This window comes from Paenibacillus sp. FSL L8-0494 (assembly GCF_038003695.1).
Lineage (GTDB): Bacteria > Bacillota > Bacilli > Paenibacillales > Paenibacillaceae > Paenibacillus_AQ > Paenibacillus_AQ odorifer.
Genome location: NZ_JBBOPQ010000001.1, coordinates 316285 through 335853 on the forward strand (window position 1 = coordinate 316285; position 19569 = coordinate 335853).

Consider the following 19569-nt stretch of genomic DNA (forward strand, 5'->3'; position numbering starts at 1 on the left):
GTTAACGGAGTTTACAAAGCCACCCACGCGCGCGTGGAGTTATAAGGAGGAAGCATGAGTCAACGTGATGATGTTATCCAACAAATGGACAAGCACCTAGAAGTCTGCAAAACGTGCTCATTGAAACTGGACAAGCGATGGGCACACCCATCCTATAACCGGTTGCAAAGCATCTGCAAAAACGAGTGTCCTACAGGTAAGGAGCTACAAAAGATTGCTGATGATCTCGATCAGATCGTGAAGGAGAAACGCAAAAAGAAGGGGATGAGCGCATGACCAGTGCAGATTATGAAAAGTTGGCGCTACGTGAGATATCGGAGAACGGCAATGTATCACCTTCACTTGCTATCAAGATGCTGATACACATGAAATCTCTTGAAACTCCAAGAGTGCAGATTGATAATCGGCTGCTGGATCGGAGCTATGGATTCAAGGCATACAGAGAGAGGAAAGTGAGCGCATGACCAGGCAAGAACAGTTACGCAGTGACATTGCAGGTTGGCGTGAAGAAATTGAAATGTTCGAAGACTGTTTAAGATATGCAGTCAAGTACACAGTCTTGGGAGATATCGAGCATTACGGCGATTTACGTAATACAATAAACCGCCGTATCGAAGAGGCAGAGGAAGAACTGCATCGGTTAAAGAGTGCTTAGTCAGGGATGTATTCCAGCAGATCGCTTATATCACATTCGAAAAATGTACACAGGGTGTTGAGAGTAGCGAACTCGATGCCCTTAGCTTCACCCTTATACAGCTTAGTCAGTGACAGTCTAGTGATTTCAGTTTCTTCAGATAGTTGACGGATACTTTTGATTTTCTTATGGCCCATTAGAATGTGCAATTTACTATTTATCATGATTTACACCTACCGTGTGGAATTTTTCTACTTTATCCTACTTTGTACTATAACGGACTAATTGCCATACAGTAAAACTTTTCATCAAAATGGTAATAAAGTAGTTGCCATTTGGTAGTTAGTAAGTTACAATTAACTTAGTTAGTAATCAGGAAATAAATAAAGGAGGAATAACCGTGAACGAAAACAGCTTAGAGGTTAAGACGTTCCCATTGAGACTACAAACAAACTTCAGCGAGGTTGTTTCCAAGGCCGCAAAGCTAACGCCTTATAGCAAACATGATTGGGTGGTGCAAGCGATCAAGGAGAAGCTAGAACGCGATCAGGCGGTGTAAATATGGCAGGAGCGTTTCAAACTAGCCGGGAGCTATTCGACAATCCCATATGGAAAAACATCGTAGAGTTCAGACTTTTCTTCCTTATATATGGTAAGGCCGTGTACTCGGAAGATGGTGTTAGATTAGCCGACGACCTAATTTTGAAACGTGGGGAGTGGTGCCGATCGACTCGAAAGCTTCAGGAAGACCTTACTTATATAGAAAACAGACAGATCAAAAATTACTCAACTTCAGTGATTCACCGTGCTATAGTTTCACTCGTTAAAGCGCAAAGGTTATGCACGAGAAAGCATGAACTTGGAACAGTGTTTACAGTGCTTAATTATGAGCAGTACCAAGGGTTTGATAATTATAAAAACAGCAACTTGGAACGGAACTTGGAACAGTCGGGGAACAGTGTTGGAACAGTGGAGGAACAATCGGGGAACAATAATAAGAAAGTAAATAAAGAGAATAAGGTAAAGAAGGTAAAAGAAGAAAAGATATATCCACCCGAATTCGATGAATTCTGGAATGTGTATCCTAGGAAACTTGGAAAAGTTGAAGCATTTAAAACATGGACAAAGGTTATCAAGAACGGCGAATCATCAGAGATCATTATCAAGTGCGCTACGAACTATGCAACAGACTGCGAGAACAAACAGACGGAGCAGCAGTTCATAAAGCATCCCAAAACCTTTTTAAACGATGAGAGATACAAAGATTACACTTTGATAGCTGTTGGAGGTGGTAACGGTGGAGAGTTTAAGGGACGCACTAAAGACGTTCGATCTGGAGGCGATCAAAAGAAGAGCGAGTATGCATTCCTCGATGTCAGTAGCTCCAGAACAGGCACAGCCCCTTACGACCCGACCATCTTCTGATCCTATTTGCATAAAGTGTCGAGGTGCAGAAGGTGAGTTCTACCGAAACGAGCAAGGATACGAATACTGGCGTGAATGTGAGTGCGTGAAACAAAGGAGAGTGGCGCGTTTAATTCAATCAAGCAATATAACAGAAGAATTCAAGAACAAAAGCTTCGGAAACTTCGAAAAAGATGATCTTCATCAAGAAGTGATTAAAGCTCATGACCTTGCATTTGAATATACGAAGAAATTCAAAGAGATTCGAAAGGATAGACAGAATAGCATTTGCTTGCTGGGTCAACCGGGATGTGGGAAGACGCATCTGCTAATGGCAGTGTCCAACAACTTGATACAACGGGGCGTAGAGGTAATCTACTTTCCGTGGGTGGAAGGCTGGACGGAGATCAGCGAGGATTTCAAGATGATGCCAGAACGAGTAAGAAGATTACAACATGCTCAAGTTTTGTTTCTGGATGATGTGTACAAGGGTCGAGAGGAACCAACTAAGACGCAACGTGAACAGTTTTTCGCAATCGTGAATTATCGCTACATGGAAAAACTGCCAATGCTGATTAGCTCAGAACGGACTATATCTGAAATGTGCCAGTTTGATGAGGCGGTTGGTAGCAGAATAAACGAAATGTGTCGTGACTACAAGGCGATCATAAACAGAAATATGGAACTTAATCTGCGGCTTAAATAAGAGAGGATGGATGAAATGTACAACGAACTGGATGAAAAATTATCAAATTATACAGATAGTCTTCTGGAAAGAGCAGATGGATACCGGAATGAAGGAAAAACAGAGTTAGCCCATGAGGTGATGCAAATTTTGAACGAGATTCTCATGATTCAAGGTGTAATATGACAAAGCCTATCGACGATTACGACTTATACGACGAAGACTTTCGAGAATGGTGGCGGCGCGGACTAGAAGCATTTGGTATGGATCCTAGCATTGCAGATGCAGAAGAGGAGGAAGCAGCCTAATGCGAAGAGTGCGACCCATGAGAATCCTATGTAGACTATTCGGCCACAAGTACGACTACAACATGCGGAGATGGCACAAACGGTGTAAGCGGTGTGGGAAGAGTTCGGTGTATAGGAACGACAATTAAACGCCACTACGGGGCGTACAGAAGGTGAGAGGGTGAGCTTAATGGGGAAGTTCAAGCCAGTAAGTAGAGTAGATGAACGAATGTCGGATATGGCCATATCGATAGACAAAGAGAAACGAATTTTGCTTAACGCCAACTTTAAAAGAAAACTCGGAATTGAGAAAAGAGGAAGCCTATATCTGTTTTATGACGAGGACGAACAGAGAATCGGCGTATCCAAGGAATGCGAGGATGATAATGTCCAACCGTTCAACTTTGATGAAAGAGGATATACCAGTGCAAGAGGATTCCTCAGTTGGTGTGAATTTAACGTTGAAAATGGATCGATCAAATTAATATTCGATGGCATGGAAGGAAATGTATATGGATTTCGCATACCAGGACGCAAATCATTGACGCTGCAGCAGGAAAAGAACGGAAATCTTGAAAGGTTGAGAGGGTGAGGGGAATGGAAAAGAGAAAACCATTTTTTACAGGGTACAGACCTCAGTTCTACTTTAGGACGGAAGAGAACAAAAAGGAAGTCAGCGAGCGCCTTTTGCCGAAGGCCATCATATCGACTGAATACACTCAGCAAAGCGGTAGCCGTAAAGGGTCTGGGGGTTCCTATGAGTAAACTAACAGAGATCAAGCAAAGAGTAGAATCATTCAACGCTGATCCAAACTTATACGGAGTAGTTATGACAGTTGATGAAATGAATCACCTACTTTCTCTCCTAGAAGAAAAGGATAAAGCTCTAACATCTGCTGAATGGTCAATTGAGCACATGTTGAGAGAACAACCTAATGAAATGTGGACAGAGCAAGAGCGTGAAAGTTGGGAAAGTTTCGGAAAAGATTCCTTAAAAGAAATAAAGGTTGCCCTTAATACATCATCTAACAACGAAGGAGAGAGATGAATGACACCAGAACGGATAGAAGAGGTAAGGAGAATATTATCGGGGATGAATCAAAAAAGTCAATTGTTCCCGATCACTGTAGGCGACCTGAATTCATTGCTGGCTGATCTAGAAGAGTCACAACAAGAGGCAGAACGTCATAGAAAGGTAGCCGAAGCTAAGATCCTCTTCGTAAGCCAAGGAAATGAAGATTATGTATATGGACTACAAGAAGACTTGATAGAGGCACAGCAGACCATAGCCCGGCAACAAAAGGTGATTGATTGGTATGAGAGTGGTGGAAGCATGGGTGAATTGGTTGAGGAAGGGAGCGACAAGTCATGACACAGGTAAAGGATAAGACAAACCAGCAGCTTAACATGGTGCTGGCAGAGTTGATGGGGTACACGGTAGATAAAGGGCGTCCCGGCAGAGTCCTAAAGGGAAACATGTCCTCAATGCCTACAGACTATTGCACCGACCCAGCTGCCAGCCTAGAGGTACAGGCAAAGGCTATAGAGGTAGATGCAGCGCTATATTTGAAAACTTTGTCAGCGAAGGTATACGGGACAACGTACGCCAATGTTGAAGAATATGACCTCATAGCACTCATTGAAGTTAAACACCTATTGCTCGCCAGCCCCCGAGAGAGGGCAGAGGCGGCATATATCACGCTACAGGGGGCGAAAGCCTGATACGGCCTGAGCTGATTCGGTCGATACGATGGCGGCTATGCCGCAAAACCATAAACCAAAAGGAGCGATTACGATGGGGTGCGATATTCACATGTATGTAGAGGGCAAGAGAACGATACACGGAGAAGAGAAATGGGTCAGTGGAGACTATTACTCAGTTAACCCTTACTACACTGAAGGTGAAGACGGAGAGCAGAAATATAGAATTTCCCCAATTTATGACGGACGCAACTATAGATTGTTTGCGGTATTAGCTGGAGTGCGGAACTACTCTGATATAGAACCTATTGCTGAAAGCAAAGGCATTCCTAATGATTCCTGCTCGGAAATACTTGAAGCCAATGAATATTGGAGAGGTGATGGGCATTCTCACAGCTACTTAACACTTCACGAGCTACAGGAGTATGCAGCAAAAAAAATAAAAACGAAATACAGTGGATACGTTCACGAATCAGAAGCACATAAGCCATTAAATGGGGAATGCCCTTCGTCATGGTGCCAATCGACAAATGCTCCGGATCATAAATATATGGAATGGGAAGTAGAAGAAAACATTCTTAAACCAATAATCGAAGGGTTGAGAAACCGAGCAAAGGAACTGTTCTACTGTTACGACGAAGAGCAGATTAATGAACGCTCAAAAAAGATACGTGTCGTATTCTGGTTTGACAATTAAGTATGGTGAACGGCCGCAGGCCATCGTCCGACAGCATAAACCCAGCAACGCGGGGGCCGAACCAGATCATTAAGGGAGTAGGAGTATCCCTCCTCTCCCAAAGGCAGAGTAGACGCATACTGTGAAGGAAGGTGAGTGTATGAAAAAAGAAGAGATTTCGGAAATAATGCTGCATCTTTGGAGTAGCGTCGATCAAGCTCCAATGGATAGGGAATTGAAAGAACTGATGAAAACTGCTCCAATCGCAGTTCAAAAATCATTTATTGAGTCCATAATGTCGGATGAAAATTTCAATCAAGATCCAGATGCAGAAATTTTAAATAAAGCAAAACGGCTAGTGGGCATTGATGAATAGTACGAAGATACAGGGACAGATAGGGTTAATAGCCCTCCTCTCCCACAAGGAGGATATAAGAATGAATGACCAACTATGTGTATGCAGAGAGTGCAAGAAGACATTCCAAAGTATGTACAACGGCTATCTATGCAGGACATGCAGGTTATCCAAGAGAGGAACGTTACCAAAATAATATTTAGGGGAGGAAGCCCAATGACACAAAGGAACTGGCAAAAGGATATGGAGAGAGTCAATATTTTCGAGCATGCCAAAACGCTATGCAACAACCCGTTTCCACCATCCATAGAACATGAACCAACGGAGGTAGCTTTAGGGTACTGGCTCCAAGAAGCCAAAGAGCGCGGAGAAATGGAACAACGGCTGAAAGAAATGGTAGAAAACGAAATCATGTATTTAGAGACTGCTGGATTAACTCGAGCAAAGTTGCTGAGAAGGAAATTAAATTCCCTTTACCCAGATACCCCAGCACCCAAGGAGGAAGATAGCTAATGATCAAACATTGTGACCGCTGCAAATGGGATGAACTTACCCAATCTAAAGCAATACCCGATGGACTAACAGTCGATGATCTTACACAATGTCCGGTCTGCGGCGGGGAATTATCAGAAGCTACTGAATATGAATCCATAGATTGATTTGAGGAAGGAGATAACCAATGACACTCACAAGGGAAGAGATACAAACACTAACGCCGGGACGGGAATTAGATGCATTGATTGCCGAACACGTAATGGCCTTGGATATGGTTGAGGGACAACTGCCTCAGTTGCCGAGATACTTCCTCACAGACTACGAAAAGACGATTCACCGGGACGTTCCGTTGTACTCTTCTGACATAGCCGCAGCATGGCCTGTGCTGGAACGTATGCAAGTGTTAGGGTGGTCGTGGGATATGAAGATGAACAATCTCGCAAACGAAGTTGAGGTGCGTATTGGACGGGGGCAAGCAGTTAACAAGATCGTACCCCTGGCGATCTGCAAAGCTGCCCTAATTGCCAATCTAGACGCTATTAAATGGGTGACTGATGTCTAAAGAAATCTGTAAGGCTGCAGTAATGAAAGTATAACGGCCGACAGGCCTCCGATTCGACCGCAATACTTAGCGTAGCGGAGGCCGCAGGGCTGGATGAACTTATAAGGGGGCTGAGACACATGAAAGAACATTTTGATGATGGCGAAAAGGTTCGGTTAAAGGAAACGGGTGAGAATGTGACCATTCATCGATGGTCTATCACAAGAGGACCTGGGAAGATTCAACGGTACACATACACAATTATCGAAAAGCCTGGCACATTCTACTTTCACAGCGAGATTGAAGCAATTTAGGGGGCTGAGACCCCAATCAAAGGAGACGATACACGATGGGAAGAGAGATTAAGGTGAAGGCGTGGGACGAAGAACTCAAATTGATGTATGACGGTGACGAGATAGAATCCCGTGATGACCTGCAGGCCTATTTATCCTATGGCGAATTAGTCATATTCCGGATCACGAACGGAGAATATACCCAACTAACAAATCTGCAGTGTACCGGACTACCGGACAAAAACGGCAAGGTGATATATGACGGAGACATACTTCAGGTGCCGGACCTTTACGAGACTCCTGAAAATACAAGCACGACTTACCACACGGACGTAATCGACTTTGAAGAATACGGTTGGAGATTAGGCGGAAGTCAGTTGTGTGAGGATTACCAATACATTTCATATGAATGCGAAGTAGTGGGCAACATCTACGAGAATCCAGAATTAATAGAGGTATAAGGGGGAGAAGAGAAATGAGTAGAAAAATTATAGTTCACACGTTTTATGCGGGTGGTAAGGCTGTTTGTTTTTCTGAGTGGTATGAACCCCTAGATGAGTATCATTTGCGGCAGAAAGCTGCTGAATTTAAGGAAAGAGGTTATGGGGAAGTGGATACAGTCACAGACGGTACAGGAAGGCTAGTAAAACTTTCATAAATTGAGGGGGAGAAGAGTATGCTGAACGGCCTTGAGGAAAAAGTGTTTATGAGATTTCTCATGATTGTATTCGCCCAAGTATCTGTATGTGTGGGAATTGGCATTTTGATAGGTTGGATGATTTGGGGTTAACTACACCGGAAGTAGAGGGGGGAAAGAGGATATGAGCGACAAACAGATTGTGGTTAAGTGCAAGGATGAATTTGTTGAATACTGCCAAGGAAAAGTTTCCTGCGAAGCAAAGGAGGGCGAGGAATTTGTTGCGACCCTTCATGAAGAGAGTGGAGAGTATTTCTCTAAAGATTCAAAGGGGCGTGAAGTCTTCATCGGTGAGTTGGACATTGCCGTAAACTTGAAGTTGGAGGAATCATTTGAACTGATTGTCCATCCACCATTCGGAAGTTATGCCGCCCACCAACCAAACTATGAAGGATTCAAACGACTCGGGAAACTGGATGATTACGTGTATCAGTCACTGGCCCATTTGGGGAATGCGTCACACCATTTATCATGGGGGCTTACCGTGCTGGACTACACGGATGTTCCAAAGGATTTGAGAGAAGAAATTCGTCAGGCAGGCATAGTGATTCACAAGCTCCAAGAAAAGCTTAGAGAGCACAAAAAGTAAATCATTGGCCGGAGGCCATCTTACCGACAGAATAATCCCAGCAACGCGGGGGCCGGATAGGGTTTACATAATCAGGCTCCCCATAAAGAGAGGAACAAGACACAATGTATGAAATTGTTCATTATATTTTTCAAGCTTCTGGCGCTGGCTTGGAGCAGTGATATTGCTAGGAGTAATTGCAGAAGGATTAGGTGGGATGTTCAGAATCAAAGTTGTCCGCACTATAAAGAACCAGAAAAATGATCGGGAGGGTACAGACAATGAGCAGCAAGTACGGATCAAAAAAGACGAAAGTTGACGAAATTATTTTCGATTCACGCGCCGAAGCCAAGAGGTACCGTGAATTAATGATCCTAAAACGCGCTGGAGAGGTCACAGAGGTCGAGTTACAGCCATCATACGTATTAATGCCAGGATTCAAACACAAAGCCACAGGCAAGCGTGTACAGCCTATCAAGTACAAGGCAGACTTCTTAGTAACTTATGCAGATGGTCATCAAGAGATCGAGGATGTGAAAGGGATGAAGACTCCTGTCTACTCACTTAAGAAAAAGTTGTTCATGCACGCTTATCCAGACTTACAGATACGAGAGATAAGCGCATGATGGCGGCATGGATCAACCTAGGTGAGTCTTACGAGCTCGTAAGCGAATATGGAGCCCATGTAGGCACTCTTATAACGTTGGACAAGCAAATACATCACCGCAACTTAAAGTCGCTGTATGAGCCTCCTATTGGCTTTAGAGTAGATAAGTATAAATTCATCGAAAAGAGACTGCTAAAGAGAATATCAGCATGAAATAAAGTGAAAGAAAAACGAAGAAATCAAGAGATAATAGTACAATAATGGTAGTAAATATAGTATAATATAGGTAATATCAAAACATTTGGACGAAAAGAGGGGTATTCGTGGAAATATCGGAATTAGTATCTAAAAGGGAACAGTTACAGTATGAGTTAAACACGGAAAATCAGCGCGGAGCCGTAAAGGATGGGGCTAAGGTTACTCAACTAGAAAACGACATCAAAGCTATAGATATTACCATCGAAGAACAGAGTAAGGCTGAGGAATTACAGGCAGTTACGGCAGACGCTGCAAAGTTTATGGATAGTCTGGACTTTGGCGGAGACGATCCCAAGGATCTGTTTATCAACTACACTGAAGAGAAAGCGACATTATCTTATGAATACGTCAATGCTGTTATACAGAACGCTGTAGTTGAAATGAAAAAGGTAGACTTGCTGGAAATCAAGAAACTGAAAGCTGATAATGCAGCGTTGCAGGAGAAACTCAATCAGTCCGAGGAAGCTAACGAAGCTCTGAAGCACATAGTTGACACTGCTAAATTAGATATCAATGACGCAAACAGTAAGCGTGATGCAGCAGCTAAGGCGCTAGACGAAGCAAATGAGGAAATCGCTAGATTGAATGGTCATTTGGATGATCTTCGTAAAGAAATCGCTGTTGGATCGGCAAATGCTGCAAAGGTTGTTGAAGTTGATGTACGCAGCGCTCACGAAAAGCTGCTAGAACAACGTAGAAAAGAAGAAGAAGCTAAACCAGTCATCTATAACATTCGCTGGAAAGATAATATCCGTAGAGATACTTACCTTGCTAATTTGGCTGAAAATGACGAGCAGATTGAATTTCCTTACTTTGCAATGAACGGAGATATCAAGGAACCATCAGCCATGAAAGGAAGATATCGGGTGGTGACCAGCGAAGAAGCGCCCTCGTTTCGAACCGCCTACATCCAAGAACAAGAACGTAATCATGAGGATATGGCACAACATAGCAGTGTGGAGGACGAGCCTGTAACGGTTCCAGCCTTTCGTGATGAAGATACCAACAGCACAGAGCATGGATTGGCTGAAGGCACATCAAACATGGCTGGATCGTCAGTTACGAGAGAAGAATTCGAAGCGCTTAAAAGCACAGTGAAACGTCTGGAAAGCGCAGTATCTACAGTGAGGGAGGTAGCTTAGGCTACCTTTTCTCCCTCATGAAGATCGGCGATAGAGTGCGTCATAAGTCGGGTAGTAAGGGCACGGTGAAGAGGATTTCAGATCCATGGATATTCGTTGCGTTGGATGGAATGAACGTAGCTATACCTTATAGCGCGAGTAGCCTTGAAGTAATCGAAGAGGAATAAAAAGTTATCTATAGGGGGGGATAATTAATATGGAAACATGGGAAGAGTTTATAGCTAAGTTGGATGCTTATCCGAAGGTAGAAATAGGCGAAGTGAACGGAAGAATGGTGAAAATGTTCAAATGGTCTGGTGATGATCTGGAAGAAGCAAAGGATAATACAATGAACATCATAAACCATTACATCAGAGACAAAGAAAATGTATACGTTAGAATGATGCCTATAATCTCAGGAAGCACCGTTAAAGCAAGGATGCTAGCTTATTAATCCATACAACCTGTAGGGGAGGATAATAACAATGGAGCATGATTGTATTGAAAATGACAGTTGCGGAGGACATTCAACTACAATTTACAAAGATGCTGAAAACGAATGGATCATGAATGCACATTGCGGTGATGCTGTAATTGTTATAAATTACTGCCCATTCTGTGGTGAGCACTTGAAATAAACATTTTATCTATAGGGGGGATATACATGAAATGGCAAGATTCGTACAATGATACAGTTTCTGAATTACGTATCCTGCAAATTCGTGAGATGGAGATTAGGAGACGGGTAGATATGGCCCATGCAGTGTTATTCTCAGGAGGGATGCCGTCATCTATTTACTGCCATATACCACTTGATAAGGGGATCGAGAAGTATAACGCAGCAATTGATGAACTGGAATTAATACAGGCAGAGGTGGACCATCTACAGGAAGTTAAAAACGAAATGGAACAATACGCAGCTCAGTTCGAAGGTCTGGCAAATGTAGTTATATACAAACAGATAATTGAAAACAAAACATACCGTCAGATGGCACCGGAACTTGGATATAGTGAATCTTATCTGCGGAAACAAGTTATGAAAAGGAACAAAGAGGGAACACAAACTACAAAAGCATCATGATATTATGTAAGTATGAGGAATTGGCATTCGGTAGCGCGCGAACCGCCCCTAAGTGCTGATTCCTCGTCACTTTCATTCACTAATGTTCACTCCTTACTGAGCGTCGATTGCTACGGGTCGGCGCTACTTTTTAGCAACAACCGCACACTGACAAGGTGACAGACTCGCTCCTGGTGGTGTGGAAATGCATATAGATGCGATTGCATCAAACGTAAGAGTGACGGTTAACGCCGTTGCTCTTTTTGTTTTATCAATCATCTGGAATGGAGGGAACCAGTATGAAGAAAAAGAAAATTGAGTTTAAAACCGATGAAAACGGATGCTTTGTGATTACTTCACACAGGATAAATGGTGATGGTTATTCTTATTTTTACCGAAATAGTCGGCACCAGAGAGTGCACCGATTTATCTATGAAGAATGTTATGGAGAGATACCAGATGAATTGGTAGTTCGCCATAAATGTGATAATCCAAGTTGTATAAACCCAGAGCACCTTGAATTAGGAACGAAATCAGAAAATTCGCATGATTCTATTGATAGAGGGAGAAACGCCTTCGGAGAAAAAAATGGTATGTCAAAGATAACAAATAAAGAGGCTGGCATGATAAAAAAGATGCTTAGTATTGGAATGAGTACTAACGATATAGCCCATAAAATGAACGTAACATACCATATCGTTTATAAGATTAAGATTGGACAAACATGGACACATGTTAATATTTCCGCATGATAACGAAAGTGGAGGCCGTATACAGTGTCCAAAGACATTAGATACCTATACATCACACTAATACTCATGTACATCATAACAGCCTATTGTATGCGAGGTGGTAGTGTATGAACCTACAAGAGCTTACTCATAAGCGCACACAGCTAATGAATGAGTTATCGAAGGTAGATGATGAGATCGTAAAGGCTAGGCAAGAGGTGTATAAGAATATGCTTCGTAGAACGTATGTGGATTGTCTTAGTAGATCAGGTGTGACGCACTCAACGAGTTATATTAGTGATGCGGTGAATGATGAGGTAAATCAAGCATAGATGGAGGTGAACACATGAAAGAGGAGATACAGAGATTACTGGATGATGTAAATAAGATGATAGACCACATGAACGAAAATGTACTGGAGCTTGGAAACGATCCTATTAAACTGGCATATCATCATGAGTTCACAACGTTGATACTGGCTAAGTCGCAATTGTTGCTGGCACAAACTAATTTGGGTAGGTGAAAACAATGGATTCATTCCAAATTATTAAGTCTCATGAAACAAAGACAATAGAATATGTTGAACAAGTAGGCAAGAATATTGTAATCAATTTCTTTGACGGAACAAAACTGACATTGCTGGAACAAGGATGTAACACATGTGGCGGATACAGAGTTGAAGGAACAGATGATTGATAGGAGGTGAAAACAATGGCAGATCTAAGACCACAGATTATGATATTTGTTACCGAGTATCTGAAGAATGGAAACAATGCAACACAGGCTGCCATTTCAGCAGGATACAGTGAGAAAACGGCATACAGTCAGGGCAGTAGGTTGTTGAAGAGTGTTGAAGTTCAACAATATCTCAACAAAACTGAACAGAATCTCAACAGGGACTTGCGACAAATCTTTGCAGAAGACGCTGTTGAGGCTTATAAGGTGCTGAAAGAGATCATGTTGAAGCCTGAAGCAATGGACAAAGATAGGATAGCAGCAGCAAAGGATATTCTAGATCGTGGTGGGTATAAACCAGTTGATAAATTAGTTGCTGATGTACAAGGTGAGGTGACACACAATCATGAGTACCATATCGAACAACAAATCACATCAGACCCAGACAGTGCAGAATTACTTAAACAACTCTGGAAACGCCAAGCCAGTACCCTTGAAACGACAATTTGAGATACTCGCTAAGCATGACTTCAGTTTCTTTATGGACTATGACAGCGATGGGCGCGACGCTGATGGTAAACACTTAGATGTGTTGGATAAGGCGCTTATGGACGTTTCTGAGGGTAGGATAAAGCGACTTATAGTAACTATGCCTCCGCGTCATGGAAAGTCAGAGAGAGTGTCAAAGAAGTTCCCTGTATGGCATATTGGTAGATACCCAAACGATGAAATTATATTAGCTTCATATGCATTATCTCTTAGTAGGGATAACAACCGGATTGCCCGTGATACATTCATGGATAGATCGGGTATTTTTGGCGTTCAGATATCTGGAGCCAGACAATCAGCAGAATCATGGGGAATTGAGGGACATCGTGGTGGCGTAAATGCAGCTGGTGTTGGTGGTCCGATAACAGGTAAGGGTGCACGGATAGCGATCATTGACGATCCGCTTAAAAATGCAGAGGAAGCAAACAGTGAAGTCACAAGAGAAAGCCTGTGGAGTTGGTACACGTCAACGCTGTACACACGCTTAACGCCTGATGGAAGAATCATAGTCGTTATGACACGGTGGCATGAGGACGATTTGGTAGGGAGGCTGCTAAAGAAAGAAGCCGATGAAATAAAAGACGGAACACATAAGGGCGAGCGTTGGACTGTAATCAACTTTCCTGCAATAGCTGAGGACAATGATTACTTAGGTCGTAAACCTGGAGAGGCGCTCTGGCCTGAGTTTGGCTTTGATACCCAGCGTCTTGAACAGATTAAGTCAGACGTTGGCTCGTATGTATTCAACTCTCTGTATCAACAAAGACCATCAGCTGCAGGAGGAACGATATTCAAGCGCCAGCACTTCAAATACTTCCGTGAGGAGGTACTGCATGTATCGGCGCACTATCTACTTGTAGGAGAAAAACGATATGAGAAGAATGCATGTAGGATCTTCCAAACGGTGGATACAGCTAACAGTGAGAAGACTATAAATGACTTCTTCGTTGTTACTACCTTCTACGTCACGCCTGACAATGACATCCTGGTATACGACGTATTCCGTACTCACATCACTGGACCAGACCAAAAGCCACTCATGAAAGAGATGAACTACCGTTACCGTCCAATATTCCAAGCGATTGAAGACAAGACGTTTGGAACGAACCTTATTCAAGAAATGAAGCGCGAGGGAATGACGGTTATGCCAATCAAAGTAGATAAGGACAAAGTAACTCGCAGCTTACCAATAGCTGCACGTTATGAGGCTGGTAAGGTATACCACAGAGAGGGCGCGCTGTGGCTGACTGATTTAGAAGATGAATTACTGAGCTTCCCACGTGGCAAGCATGATGATCAGGTGGATACACTTTCCATAGCTGGCGAGTTAGTTCATACCATCGTATATAACGATAAGCCGTGGTCAGCGATGCCAACAGGCGAGAAGAGACAACCGTTTGATGAGGACGAAGATGATGTAAAATCTACCGCTAGAAGCTTTTGGGGGTGAACATATGGAACAATTCGTAATCATTGCGCTGTTGGCAGTGGTTTTTTTGTTGTTGTGCGCTATAGGATATCTGCTACGTCTGAATGACCGCTTAACTGAAAAGGTGATGGCTAAGGACTACAAAGAGTACAAAGCTTCAGAACAAAAGCCAGTGGTGTTTGCAGATGTGCCAAGACGTAAGCCGCAAAGCTGGGCTGATGATACGCATCTGCTTGAAGAACTTGGACAATAGGGGGTGATAACTTGGCAGGAAAAGTAAAGAAGCTGATTGAGGGTATCTTCGGTACGGATGATAGCGAGACGAAGGAACCGATCAATACACCAGAACAGCAGAAGATCGTTGACATGGTGATGCAGGACTTTAATGTGTTCAAAGAAAATAGGCAGCAGATGGACGAACAATGGAGGCAGGAAGGACGCTTCTACAAAGGAGATCAATGGCATGGGTTACGTCCTGACAATATTAATAATTTGCGTCCTAGTAATGTTGACAATATCTTCGGTGCTCAGATTGATAGCATTGTTGGCAAGATTACTGGTTGGGATCCCTATCCAGACTTTGAAGCGCAAGAGGAATCAGATGAACAGAAAGCACAAGACCTAAATGACTTCATGCCATCGGAACTAAGGCAGATCGGTTTTGGTTCAAAGTATTACAGAGCCATCCACACGGCTGTACTACATGGTCCGCTGATCTTCAAGGTAATCTATGACCCTACTGTCGAAGGCGGTAGAGGCATGAATCGTTTTGATGGACAGAACGACATCATCCCCGTGGACTTGGGTACATTCTTTCCTGATCCACGAGTGAGAGACTACATTTACCTACAAAAGATGGGTGCTGTGATCATCAAAACCCCAGAAACGTTGGAATACTTCCGTGAGAGATGGGAGAAGCAAGGGGCTAAGGTGCATTCAGACATGGATGTGAACGATGTAGAGATATTCAATCACGCCATTGGTTCGGAAAGCAGTTTTAACTACACAGATTCTTACTTGGGACAGGATACCACAAACAATAAAGTGTCAGGACTCATTGAATACTGGTACCGTGGACTTCCTAAGATGGTTACAGCCGAGGATAAAGAGTTGTTCGAAGAATTAGCTACCACTCAGCTAAATGAGAAAAAAGACCCGTCAGAGGCGCTAGCTAAGGCTGATGGAAAGATGGAAGGTATACACTGCATCTACGTTTCATCTGGCGGCGTGTTCTTGGAGCACAAGGCATATGTCTACGATCATGGTAAATACCCATTCAGCGCCCGTACATTGTTCCCTTTAGAGGGAAACATACATGGCAAGGGATTCGGTAGAGATATGATCAAGCCGCAAACGATGCTGAATAAGTTCACAGAGTTGGCTATTGAGACCATGAGTAAGCAAGGTAACAGCGCCATTATGTATGAGGAAGGTTCTATTAACCGAGTAGCCACATGGCAGGATCAACGGTCAACGGCTGGAGCTATGCTACCTACAGCGATGGGAGCACTTTCTAATAATCAAATAAAAGAATTGCAAGGTGTAACTGTACCATCAACCGTGTTTAGTATGATTGATTACTATCTAAACATGCTCCAAAAGATACCTGGACAGTTTGATAGCGCCAATGGTCAGGCATCCAGCAATGTTACTAGTGGTGAGCAAGCAAAAGCATTGATTGCAGCAGCTAGTAATCGACTTAATCCCGTTACAGATGCTATCACGCAGGCTATGACAGAAGTTTTCACATTGTATATCGAGCTTATCGCTCAGTTTTATACCACCGCCAGAGTTGCAAGAGTCACTGGACGTAAGGTGGAAGTGAGTCGAGACAGCTTAATTAGCGGAGTGCCTACAACGTTAACGAATGATTTAGAAGATGGCACACAAGAGACGCTAGACCTTACTGAAGAGTATGTCCCTATATTCGATATCAAGGTGAATATCTCAGCAGATAAACCCGTTGACCGAGATTATTGGATTGCCACAGCCAATAACCTAATCAAAACCATTGATCCACGTACTGGAATGCCAATGATAGACGCTAGAGCGTTACTGTACACCATTGAACATGGTCGTATGGAACCTATCAGTGTCATTGAGGAACGGATGAATGTAGAACTACAGAAACAGCAGGAATTGCAGGAATTGCAACAGCAAGCTGAACAACTTTCAGTAGAAAATCAACAGTTACAGCAGCAGGTTGGACAGGTTACACAGGAGCAACAAACTGTAAATCAGCAAGATAAAGAGTTTGACCAGTCCATGCAACAACAAAAGATGCAATTAGAAGCCGCTAAGGTGGCTGGATCACTCATTAAAGATACGAAACAATCAGCATAGTTAGGCCCTTCGCAGAGCAGCGTTGGGCCTTTTATATTGCTTTTACCTCGCTCCCACCCATAGGAGCCATTCGATAGGAGTGTTTGAACATGGAAAACGTGACCGATAACGCCTCCCATAGCGAAGAGATCACACCGGAAGCCTCACCACAGGCTGCCACTGGAGTCAATGAAGCTTTAGAAATGTTTGGGATAGAACCTACTGAACCTGTCGCAGAAGCAGAGGAAGAAGCTCCATCCATAGAGACTGAACCTGAGCCAGAACGCAAGGGCAGAACCTACAAGTACAACAAAGAAGAGGTATTTGTCCCAGAAGATCAGGTGGACGAATACGCTCGAAAGGGTCTGAACTATGACAAGATCGAAGGTCGAGCCAAAGATTATGAAGCTGCATTGGAGCGAACAGCCAAGCTAAACGGTTTTTCTTCTCACAAAGAGTATCTTGAGAACCTAGACCGCTTGGAACAAGAAGCCATTCAACATAAAGAAGATAGTTTCCAATCCCTACGCCAAGCCATGGTTGATCAATATACCGAGGCTGGATGGGATCCGCAACAGCTTGAAGAATTTCTTGATAACAACCCATTGCTACAACAAGCGAAGGAAGTTTTAGACCGAGAGAAAACCGCACAAGAATCTGTGAAGGCTCAAGAGGCTCAAGCACAGCAACTGAAGGGCTGGGAAGACCTTTTTGCTAAATATCCACACTTGGCTGAGGAAACTCCAGAAGTTGGTACAGCGTCATGGTACACGCCTGATATACAAGCGAAGATACAGCGCGGATATGACCCAATCGATGCTTATGAACTAGTTAACCGCGATGCAATTGCTGGTAATCAACGTAAGTTGGCTGAGCAAGACGTACTTAAACAGCAACGCTTGAACAAACGGGCTGCTGTGTTAGGCAATACATCCGAAGACTTGGCTCCATCCGTTCCTAAGGAACTGTCTGATGCATTTGCACTATTTGGAATTGAACCACAAGCAGCACAAAAATACGTTAAAAAGTGAGGTAATCAACTATGCCACAAGGATTCAAGTTTGCTTTCAATGACTACGGTGCACCTACGCACCACATGAGTAAGATTATGGCCACTAATGCTGAAGCTTTCGCTCAAGGCGAAGCTGTTAAATTGGCTGCCGGAAGATGGACCAAAGCCACAAACGGTGCTGCCATCGCTGGATTTGCAAACCAAAAGCTTACAGCTGGTACAGATCAGTATCTTGATGTGGTATTAGCACGTGAAGGAGATTGGTTTGATGCACCATACACAGGAACGCCAGATGTTGGGTTCATTGTAGGCGTTACAAGTGCTGATGTTGCTGCTGATGGATTGTCTGTCCTTGCTTCAGATATTACGGGTGGCCAATTCGCTGTATCTGAAATCAACACAAATACAAAAATGGTACGCGTTAAAGTTAAATCACGCGTATTTAGCTAATAGGGGGACTAAACAATGCAAACAGCACTTCAATGGGATAAAAACGTACTCGAACCAGTATTCCGTGAATTATATACGCGTGAAATGAAGGATAAACCGAACTTTATACCTGCTATGTATGATGTTGTAAAGTCAGATAAAGCCACTGAATCTATCGAATCCTTGGGTGGCGAAGGACTTATGGAAGAATGGGGTTACTCTAATAACCAAGTTAAGTACGAGGATGTTGAACAACTATGGCAAAAGTATTACCAACATATCAAGTACTCCTTGGGTCGTGAGATTGACAAAGATTTTGTAGATGACTTGAAACTAACTCAGATCAAAGACCGGATCACTTCACTGGCTGATGCTGTATACAAGACAGAACAAATGCAAGGTGCACAATGGTTTAACAACGGCATAGCTACTACAGCGGCCATCGACTACCGTGGTCGTACGTATGATGCCAGACTTCCAGATGGACAAGCGTTGTTCTCTGCTGCTCATCCGTATAGCCCTACGAATTCGGTGGATACACAGTCCAATCTTATGACAACTGAATTATCCATTGATGAGTTTGATAAGGCTTATGTAGCAATGCAACAATGGAAAGATGATAAAGGAAACTTGATGGCAGCTAAAGGAAATACGCTTTATGTAGCTCCTTCGCTTCGCAGAATAGCACTTCAAATTACTGGACTTCCTAATGGACGTTACGATAACTTCGAGCCTGGTAACGCTGATCACAATGCTAATGTGTACGCTGATGGCAGCATTAAAGTAGTTGTTAACCCATTCTTCACTAACACTAAAGCTTGGGTTCTGGCTGATGATAGCCGAATGAAACGTTCGATGAAATGGTTTAACCGCCGTTTAGCTGAGACTGGATCGATTACTGATTTCGATACTGAAGTAGCTAAATATAAAGTGGTTAAGCGTTGCTCGTTTGGAACAATTGATTGGGCATGGGGTATTGGATCTTTTCCTGTATAAACTAACCTAGGGGCGCTCACATGAGCGTCCTTTTGAAAGGAGTA

39 protein-coding genes are annotated in these 19569 nt (G+C 43.2%); 38 read left to right on the forward strand and 1 reads right to left on the reverse strand.

Annotated elements, in window-relative coordinates:
- Positions 1-54 precede the first annotated feature (54 nt).
- The 3 genes from NYE35_RS01455 to NYE35_RS01465 are packed head-to-tail and all read left to right on the forward strand — an operon-like array spanning position 55 to position 655.
- Entirely contained in the window at positions 55-276 is a 222-nt protein-coding gene (locus tag NYE35_RS01455; protein ID WP_341119946.1) for a zinc-finger domain-containing protein, read from the forward strand.
- Positions 273-464 (forward strand): hypothetical protein, encoded by a 192-nt coding sequence (locus tag NYE35_RS01460; RefSeq protein WP_341119948.1) that lies wholly within the window; start codon positions 273-275, stop codon positions 462-464. Before NYE35_RS01455 ends, NYE35_RS01460 begins: the two co-directional genes overlap by 4 nt.
- Positions 461-655 carry a hypothetical protein gene (locus tag NYE35_RS01465; protein WP_076308634.1) on the forward strand — a complete coding sequence of 65 codons (195 nt, stop codon included), beginning with the start codon at positions 461-463 and terminating at the stop codon, positions 653-655. The genes NYE35_RS01460 and NYE35_RS01465 overlap by 4 nt, the downstream gene beginning before the upstream one ends.
- Here the strand turns inward: NYE35_RS01465 and NYE35_RS01470 are convergent.
- Entirely contained in the window at positions 652-858 is a 207-nt protein-coding gene (locus NYE35_RS01470; RefSeq protein WP_076308633.1) for a helix-turn-helix domain-containing protein, read from the reverse strand. The genes NYE35_RS01465 and NYE35_RS01470 overlap by 4 nt on opposite strands.
- 176 nt (positions 859-1034) lie before the next feature.
- Here NYE35_RS01470 and NYE35_RS01475 point away from each other — a divergent pair, with 176 nt between their 5' ends.
- The 35 genes from NYE35_RS01475 to NYE35_RS01640 all read left to right on the forward strand — a co-directional run bounded on the left by NYE35_RS01475 (position 1035) and on the right by NYE35_RS01640 (position 19525).
- On the forward strand, positions 1035-1193 hold the full coding sequence (locus NYE35_RS01475) for a hypothetical protein (protein ID WP_179086827.1): 159 nt from the start codon (positions 1035-1037) through the stop codon (positions 1191-1193).
- Positions 1194-1195: 2 nt separating this feature from the next.
- Positions 1196-2059: a hypothetical protein gene (locus NYE35_RS01480; protein ID WP_341119950.1), complete on the forward strand. Its 864-nt coding sequence runs from the start codon at positions 1196-1198 to the stop codon at positions 2057-2059.
- Entirely contained in the window at positions 2007-2744 is a 738-nt protein-coding gene (locus tag NYE35_RS01485; RefSeq protein WP_341122417.1) for an ATP-binding protein, read from the forward strand. Before NYE35_RS01480 ends, NYE35_RS01485 begins: the two co-directional genes overlap by 53 nt.
- A 15-nt stretch (positions 2745-2759) precedes the next feature.
- The gene (locus NYE35_RS01490) at positions 2760-2909 is read left to right on the forward strand and encodes a hypothetical protein (protein WP_341119952.1); all 150 of its coding nucleotides are present in this window, start codon (positions 2760-2762) and stop codon (positions 2907-2909) included.
- Complete coding sequence (locus NYE35_RS01495; protein ID WP_341119954.1) at positions 2906-3031, forward strand: hypothetical protein; 126 nt, start codon at positions 2906-2908, stop codon at positions 3029-3031. The genes NYE35_RS01490 and NYE35_RS01495 overlap by 4 nt, the downstream gene beginning before the upstream one ends.
- 17 nt (positions 3032-3048) lie before the next feature.
- Complete coding sequence (locus NYE35_RS31360) at positions 3049-3159, forward strand: DUF1660 family phage protein (protein ID WP_445254885.1); 111 nt, start codon at positions 3049-3051, stop codon at positions 3157-3159.
- Between the two features lie 41 nt (positions 3160-3200).
- Positions 3201-3602 (forward strand): hypothetical protein, encoded by a 402-nt coding sequence (locus tag NYE35_RS01500; RefSeq protein ID WP_076273657.1) that lies wholly within the window; start codon positions 3201-3203, stop codon positions 3600-3602.
- 5 nt (positions 3603-3607) lie between these two features.
- Positions 3608-3775: a hypothetical protein gene (locus NYE35_RS01505; RefSeq protein WP_341119956.1), complete on the forward strand. Its 168-nt coding sequence runs from the start codon at positions 3608-3610 to the stop codon at positions 3773-3775.
- On the forward strand, positions 3768-4058 hold the full coding sequence (locus NYE35_RS01510; RefSeq protein ID WP_341119958.1) for a hypothetical protein: 291 nt from the start codon (positions 3768-3770) through the stop codon (positions 4056-4058). The genes NYE35_RS01505 and NYE35_RS01510 overlap by 8 nt, the downstream gene beginning before the upstream one ends.
- Complete coding sequence (locus tag NYE35_RS01515; protein ID WP_341119961.1) at positions 4059-4382, forward strand: hypothetical protein; 324 nt, start codon at positions 4059-4061, stop codon at positions 4380-4382.
- Positions 4379-4732, forward strand: coding sequence for a hypothetical protein (locus NYE35_RS01520; RefSeq protein WP_341119963.1), 354 nt, complete (start codon positions 4379-4381; stop codon positions 4730-4732). The genes NYE35_RS01515 and NYE35_RS01520 overlap by 4 nt, the downstream gene beginning before the upstream one ends.
- A gap of 73 nt (positions 4733-4805) precedes the next feature.
- Positions 4806-5408 carry a hypothetical protein gene (locus NYE35_RS01525; protein ID WP_341119964.1) on the forward strand — a complete coding sequence of 201 codons (603 nt, stop codon included), beginning with the start codon at positions 4806-4808 and terminating at the stop codon, positions 5406-5408.
- A gap of 139 nt (positions 5409-5547) precedes the next feature.
- A complete protein-coding gene (locus tag NYE35_RS01530) occupies positions 5548-5763 on the forward strand; it encodes a hypothetical protein (protein WP_339245856.1) in 216 nt (71 codons plus the stop codon).
- A 195-nt stretch (positions 5764-5958) separates the two neighbouring features.
- Complete coding sequence (locus NYE35_RS01535; protein WP_341119965.1) at positions 5959-6255, forward strand: hypothetical protein; 297 nt, start codon at positions 5959-5961, stop codon at positions 6253-6255.
- Positions 6255-6401: a hypothetical protein gene (locus NYE35_RS01540; protein ID WP_341119967.1), complete on the forward strand. Its 147-nt coding sequence runs from the start codon at positions 6255-6257 to the stop codon at positions 6399-6401. The genes NYE35_RS01535 and NYE35_RS01540 overlap by 1 nt, the downstream gene beginning before the upstream one ends.
- A 20-nt stretch (positions 6402-6421) precedes the next feature.
- Entirely contained in the window at positions 6422-6799 is a 378-nt protein-coding gene (locus NYE35_RS01545; protein ID WP_341119969.1) for a BC1872 family protein, read from the forward strand.
- A gap of 119 nt (positions 6800-6918) precedes the next feature.
- Positions 6919-7092: a hypothetical protein gene (locus tag NYE35_RS01550; RefSeq protein WP_341119971.1), complete on the forward strand. Its 174-nt coding sequence runs from the start codon at positions 6919-6921 to the stop codon at positions 7090-7092.
- A gap of 53 nt (positions 7093-7145) precedes the next feature.
- Positions 7146-7532 carry a YopX family protein gene (locus NYE35_RS01555; RefSeq protein WP_341119972.1) on the forward strand — a complete coding sequence of 129 codons (387 nt, stop codon included), beginning with the start codon at positions 7146-7148 and terminating at the stop codon, positions 7530-7532.
- Positions 7533-7546: 14 nt separating this feature from the next.
- Positions 7547-7729 carry a hypothetical protein gene (locus tag NYE35_RS01560; RefSeq protein WP_341119974.1) on the forward strand — a complete coding sequence of 61 codons (183 nt, stop codon included), beginning with the start codon at positions 7547-7549 and terminating at the stop codon, positions 7727-7729.
- Between the two features lie 163 nt (positions 7730-7892).
- Positions 7893-8357, forward strand: coding sequence for a hypothetical protein (locus NYE35_RS01565; protein WP_341119975.1), 465 nt, complete (start codon positions 7893-7895; stop codon positions 8355-8357).
- Positions 8358-8617: 260 nt separating this feature from the next.
- The gene (locus NYE35_RS01570) at positions 8618-8962 is read left to right on the forward strand and encodes a DUF1064 domain-containing protein (RefSeq protein ID WP_341119977.1); all 345 of its coding nucleotides are present in this window, start codon (positions 8618-8620) and stop codon (positions 8960-8962) included.
- 304 nt (positions 8963-9266) lie between these two features.
- A complete protein-coding gene (locus NYE35_RS01575) occupies positions 9267-10343 on the forward strand; it encodes a hypothetical protein (protein ID WP_341119979.1) in 1077 nt (358 codons plus the stop codon).
- A gap of 196 nt (positions 10344-10539) precedes the next feature.
- Complete coding sequence (locus NYE35_RS01580; RefSeq protein ID WP_341119980.1) at positions 10540-10776, forward strand: hypothetical protein; 237 nt, start codon at positions 10540-10542, stop codon at positions 10774-10776.
- A 31-nt stretch (positions 10777-10807) separates the two neighbouring features.
- The gene (locus tag NYE35_RS01585) at positions 10808-10960 is read left to right on the forward strand and encodes a hypothetical protein (protein WP_341119982.1); all 153 of its coding nucleotides are present in this window, start codon (positions 10808-10810) and stop codon (positions 10958-10960) included.
- A 26-nt stretch (positions 10961-10986) separates the two neighbouring features.
- On the forward strand, positions 10987-11403 hold the full coding sequence (locus tag NYE35_RS01590) for a hypothetical protein (protein WP_076308619.1): 417 nt from the start codon (positions 10987-10989) through the stop codon (positions 11401-11403).
- Between the two features lie 278 nt (positions 11404-11681).
- A complete protein-coding gene (locus NYE35_RS01595) occupies positions 11682-12134 on the forward strand; it encodes an HNH endonuclease signature motif containing protein (RefSeq protein WP_341119985.1) in 453 nt (150 codons plus the stop codon).
- Between the two features lie 107 nt (positions 12135-12241).
- Positions 12242-12445, forward strand: coding sequence for a hypothetical protein (locus NYE35_RS01600; RefSeq protein ID WP_341119987.1), 204 nt, complete (start codon positions 12242-12244; stop codon positions 12443-12445).
- A gap of 14 nt (positions 12446-12459) precedes the next feature.
- Positions 12460-12636, forward strand: coding sequence for a hypothetical protein (locus NYE35_RS01605; protein WP_341119989.1), 177 nt, complete (start codon positions 12460-12462; stop codon positions 12634-12636).
- A gap of 188 nt (positions 12637-12824) precedes the next feature.
- Positions 12825-13298, forward strand: coding sequence for a terminase small subunit (locus NYE35_RS01610; RefSeq protein WP_341119991.1), 474 nt, complete (start codon positions 12825-12827; stop codon positions 13296-13298).
- A complete protein-coding gene (gene terL, locus NYE35_RS01615) occupies positions 13195-14787 on the forward strand; it encodes a phage terminase large subunit (protein WP_341119993.1) in 1593 nt (530 codons plus the stop codon). Before NYE35_RS01610 ends, terL begins: the two co-directional genes overlap by 104 nt.
- A 4-nt stretch (positions 14788-14791) precedes the next feature.
- Positions 14792-15019: a hypothetical protein gene (locus NYE35_RS01620; RefSeq protein ID WP_341070334.1), complete on the forward strand. Its 228-nt coding sequence runs from the start codon at positions 14792-14794 to the stop codon at positions 15017-15019.
- 11 nt (positions 15020-15030) lie between these two features.
- Entirely contained in the window at positions 15031-17109 is a 2079-nt protein-coding gene (locus tag NYE35_RS01625) for a portal protein (RefSeq protein ID WP_341119995.1), read from the forward strand.
- Between the two features lie 89 nt (positions 17110-17198).
- Complete coding sequence (locus NYE35_RS01630) at positions 17199-18119, forward strand: hypothetical protein (RefSeq protein ID WP_341119996.1); 921 nt, start codon at positions 17199-17201, stop codon at positions 18117-18119.
- An 11-nt stretch (positions 18120-18130) separates the two neighbouring features.
- Positions 18131-18550, forward strand: coding sequence for a hypothetical protein (locus NYE35_RS01635; RefSeq protein WP_341119998.1), 420 nt, complete (start codon positions 18131-18133; stop codon positions 18548-18550).
- A 15-nt stretch (positions 18551-18565) separates the two neighbouring features.
- Complete coding sequence (locus tag NYE35_RS01640; protein ID WP_341120000.1) at positions 18566-19525, forward strand: phage head protein; 960 nt, start codon at positions 18566-18568, stop codon at positions 19523-19525.
- Positions 19526-19569: the final 44 nt, after the last annotated feature.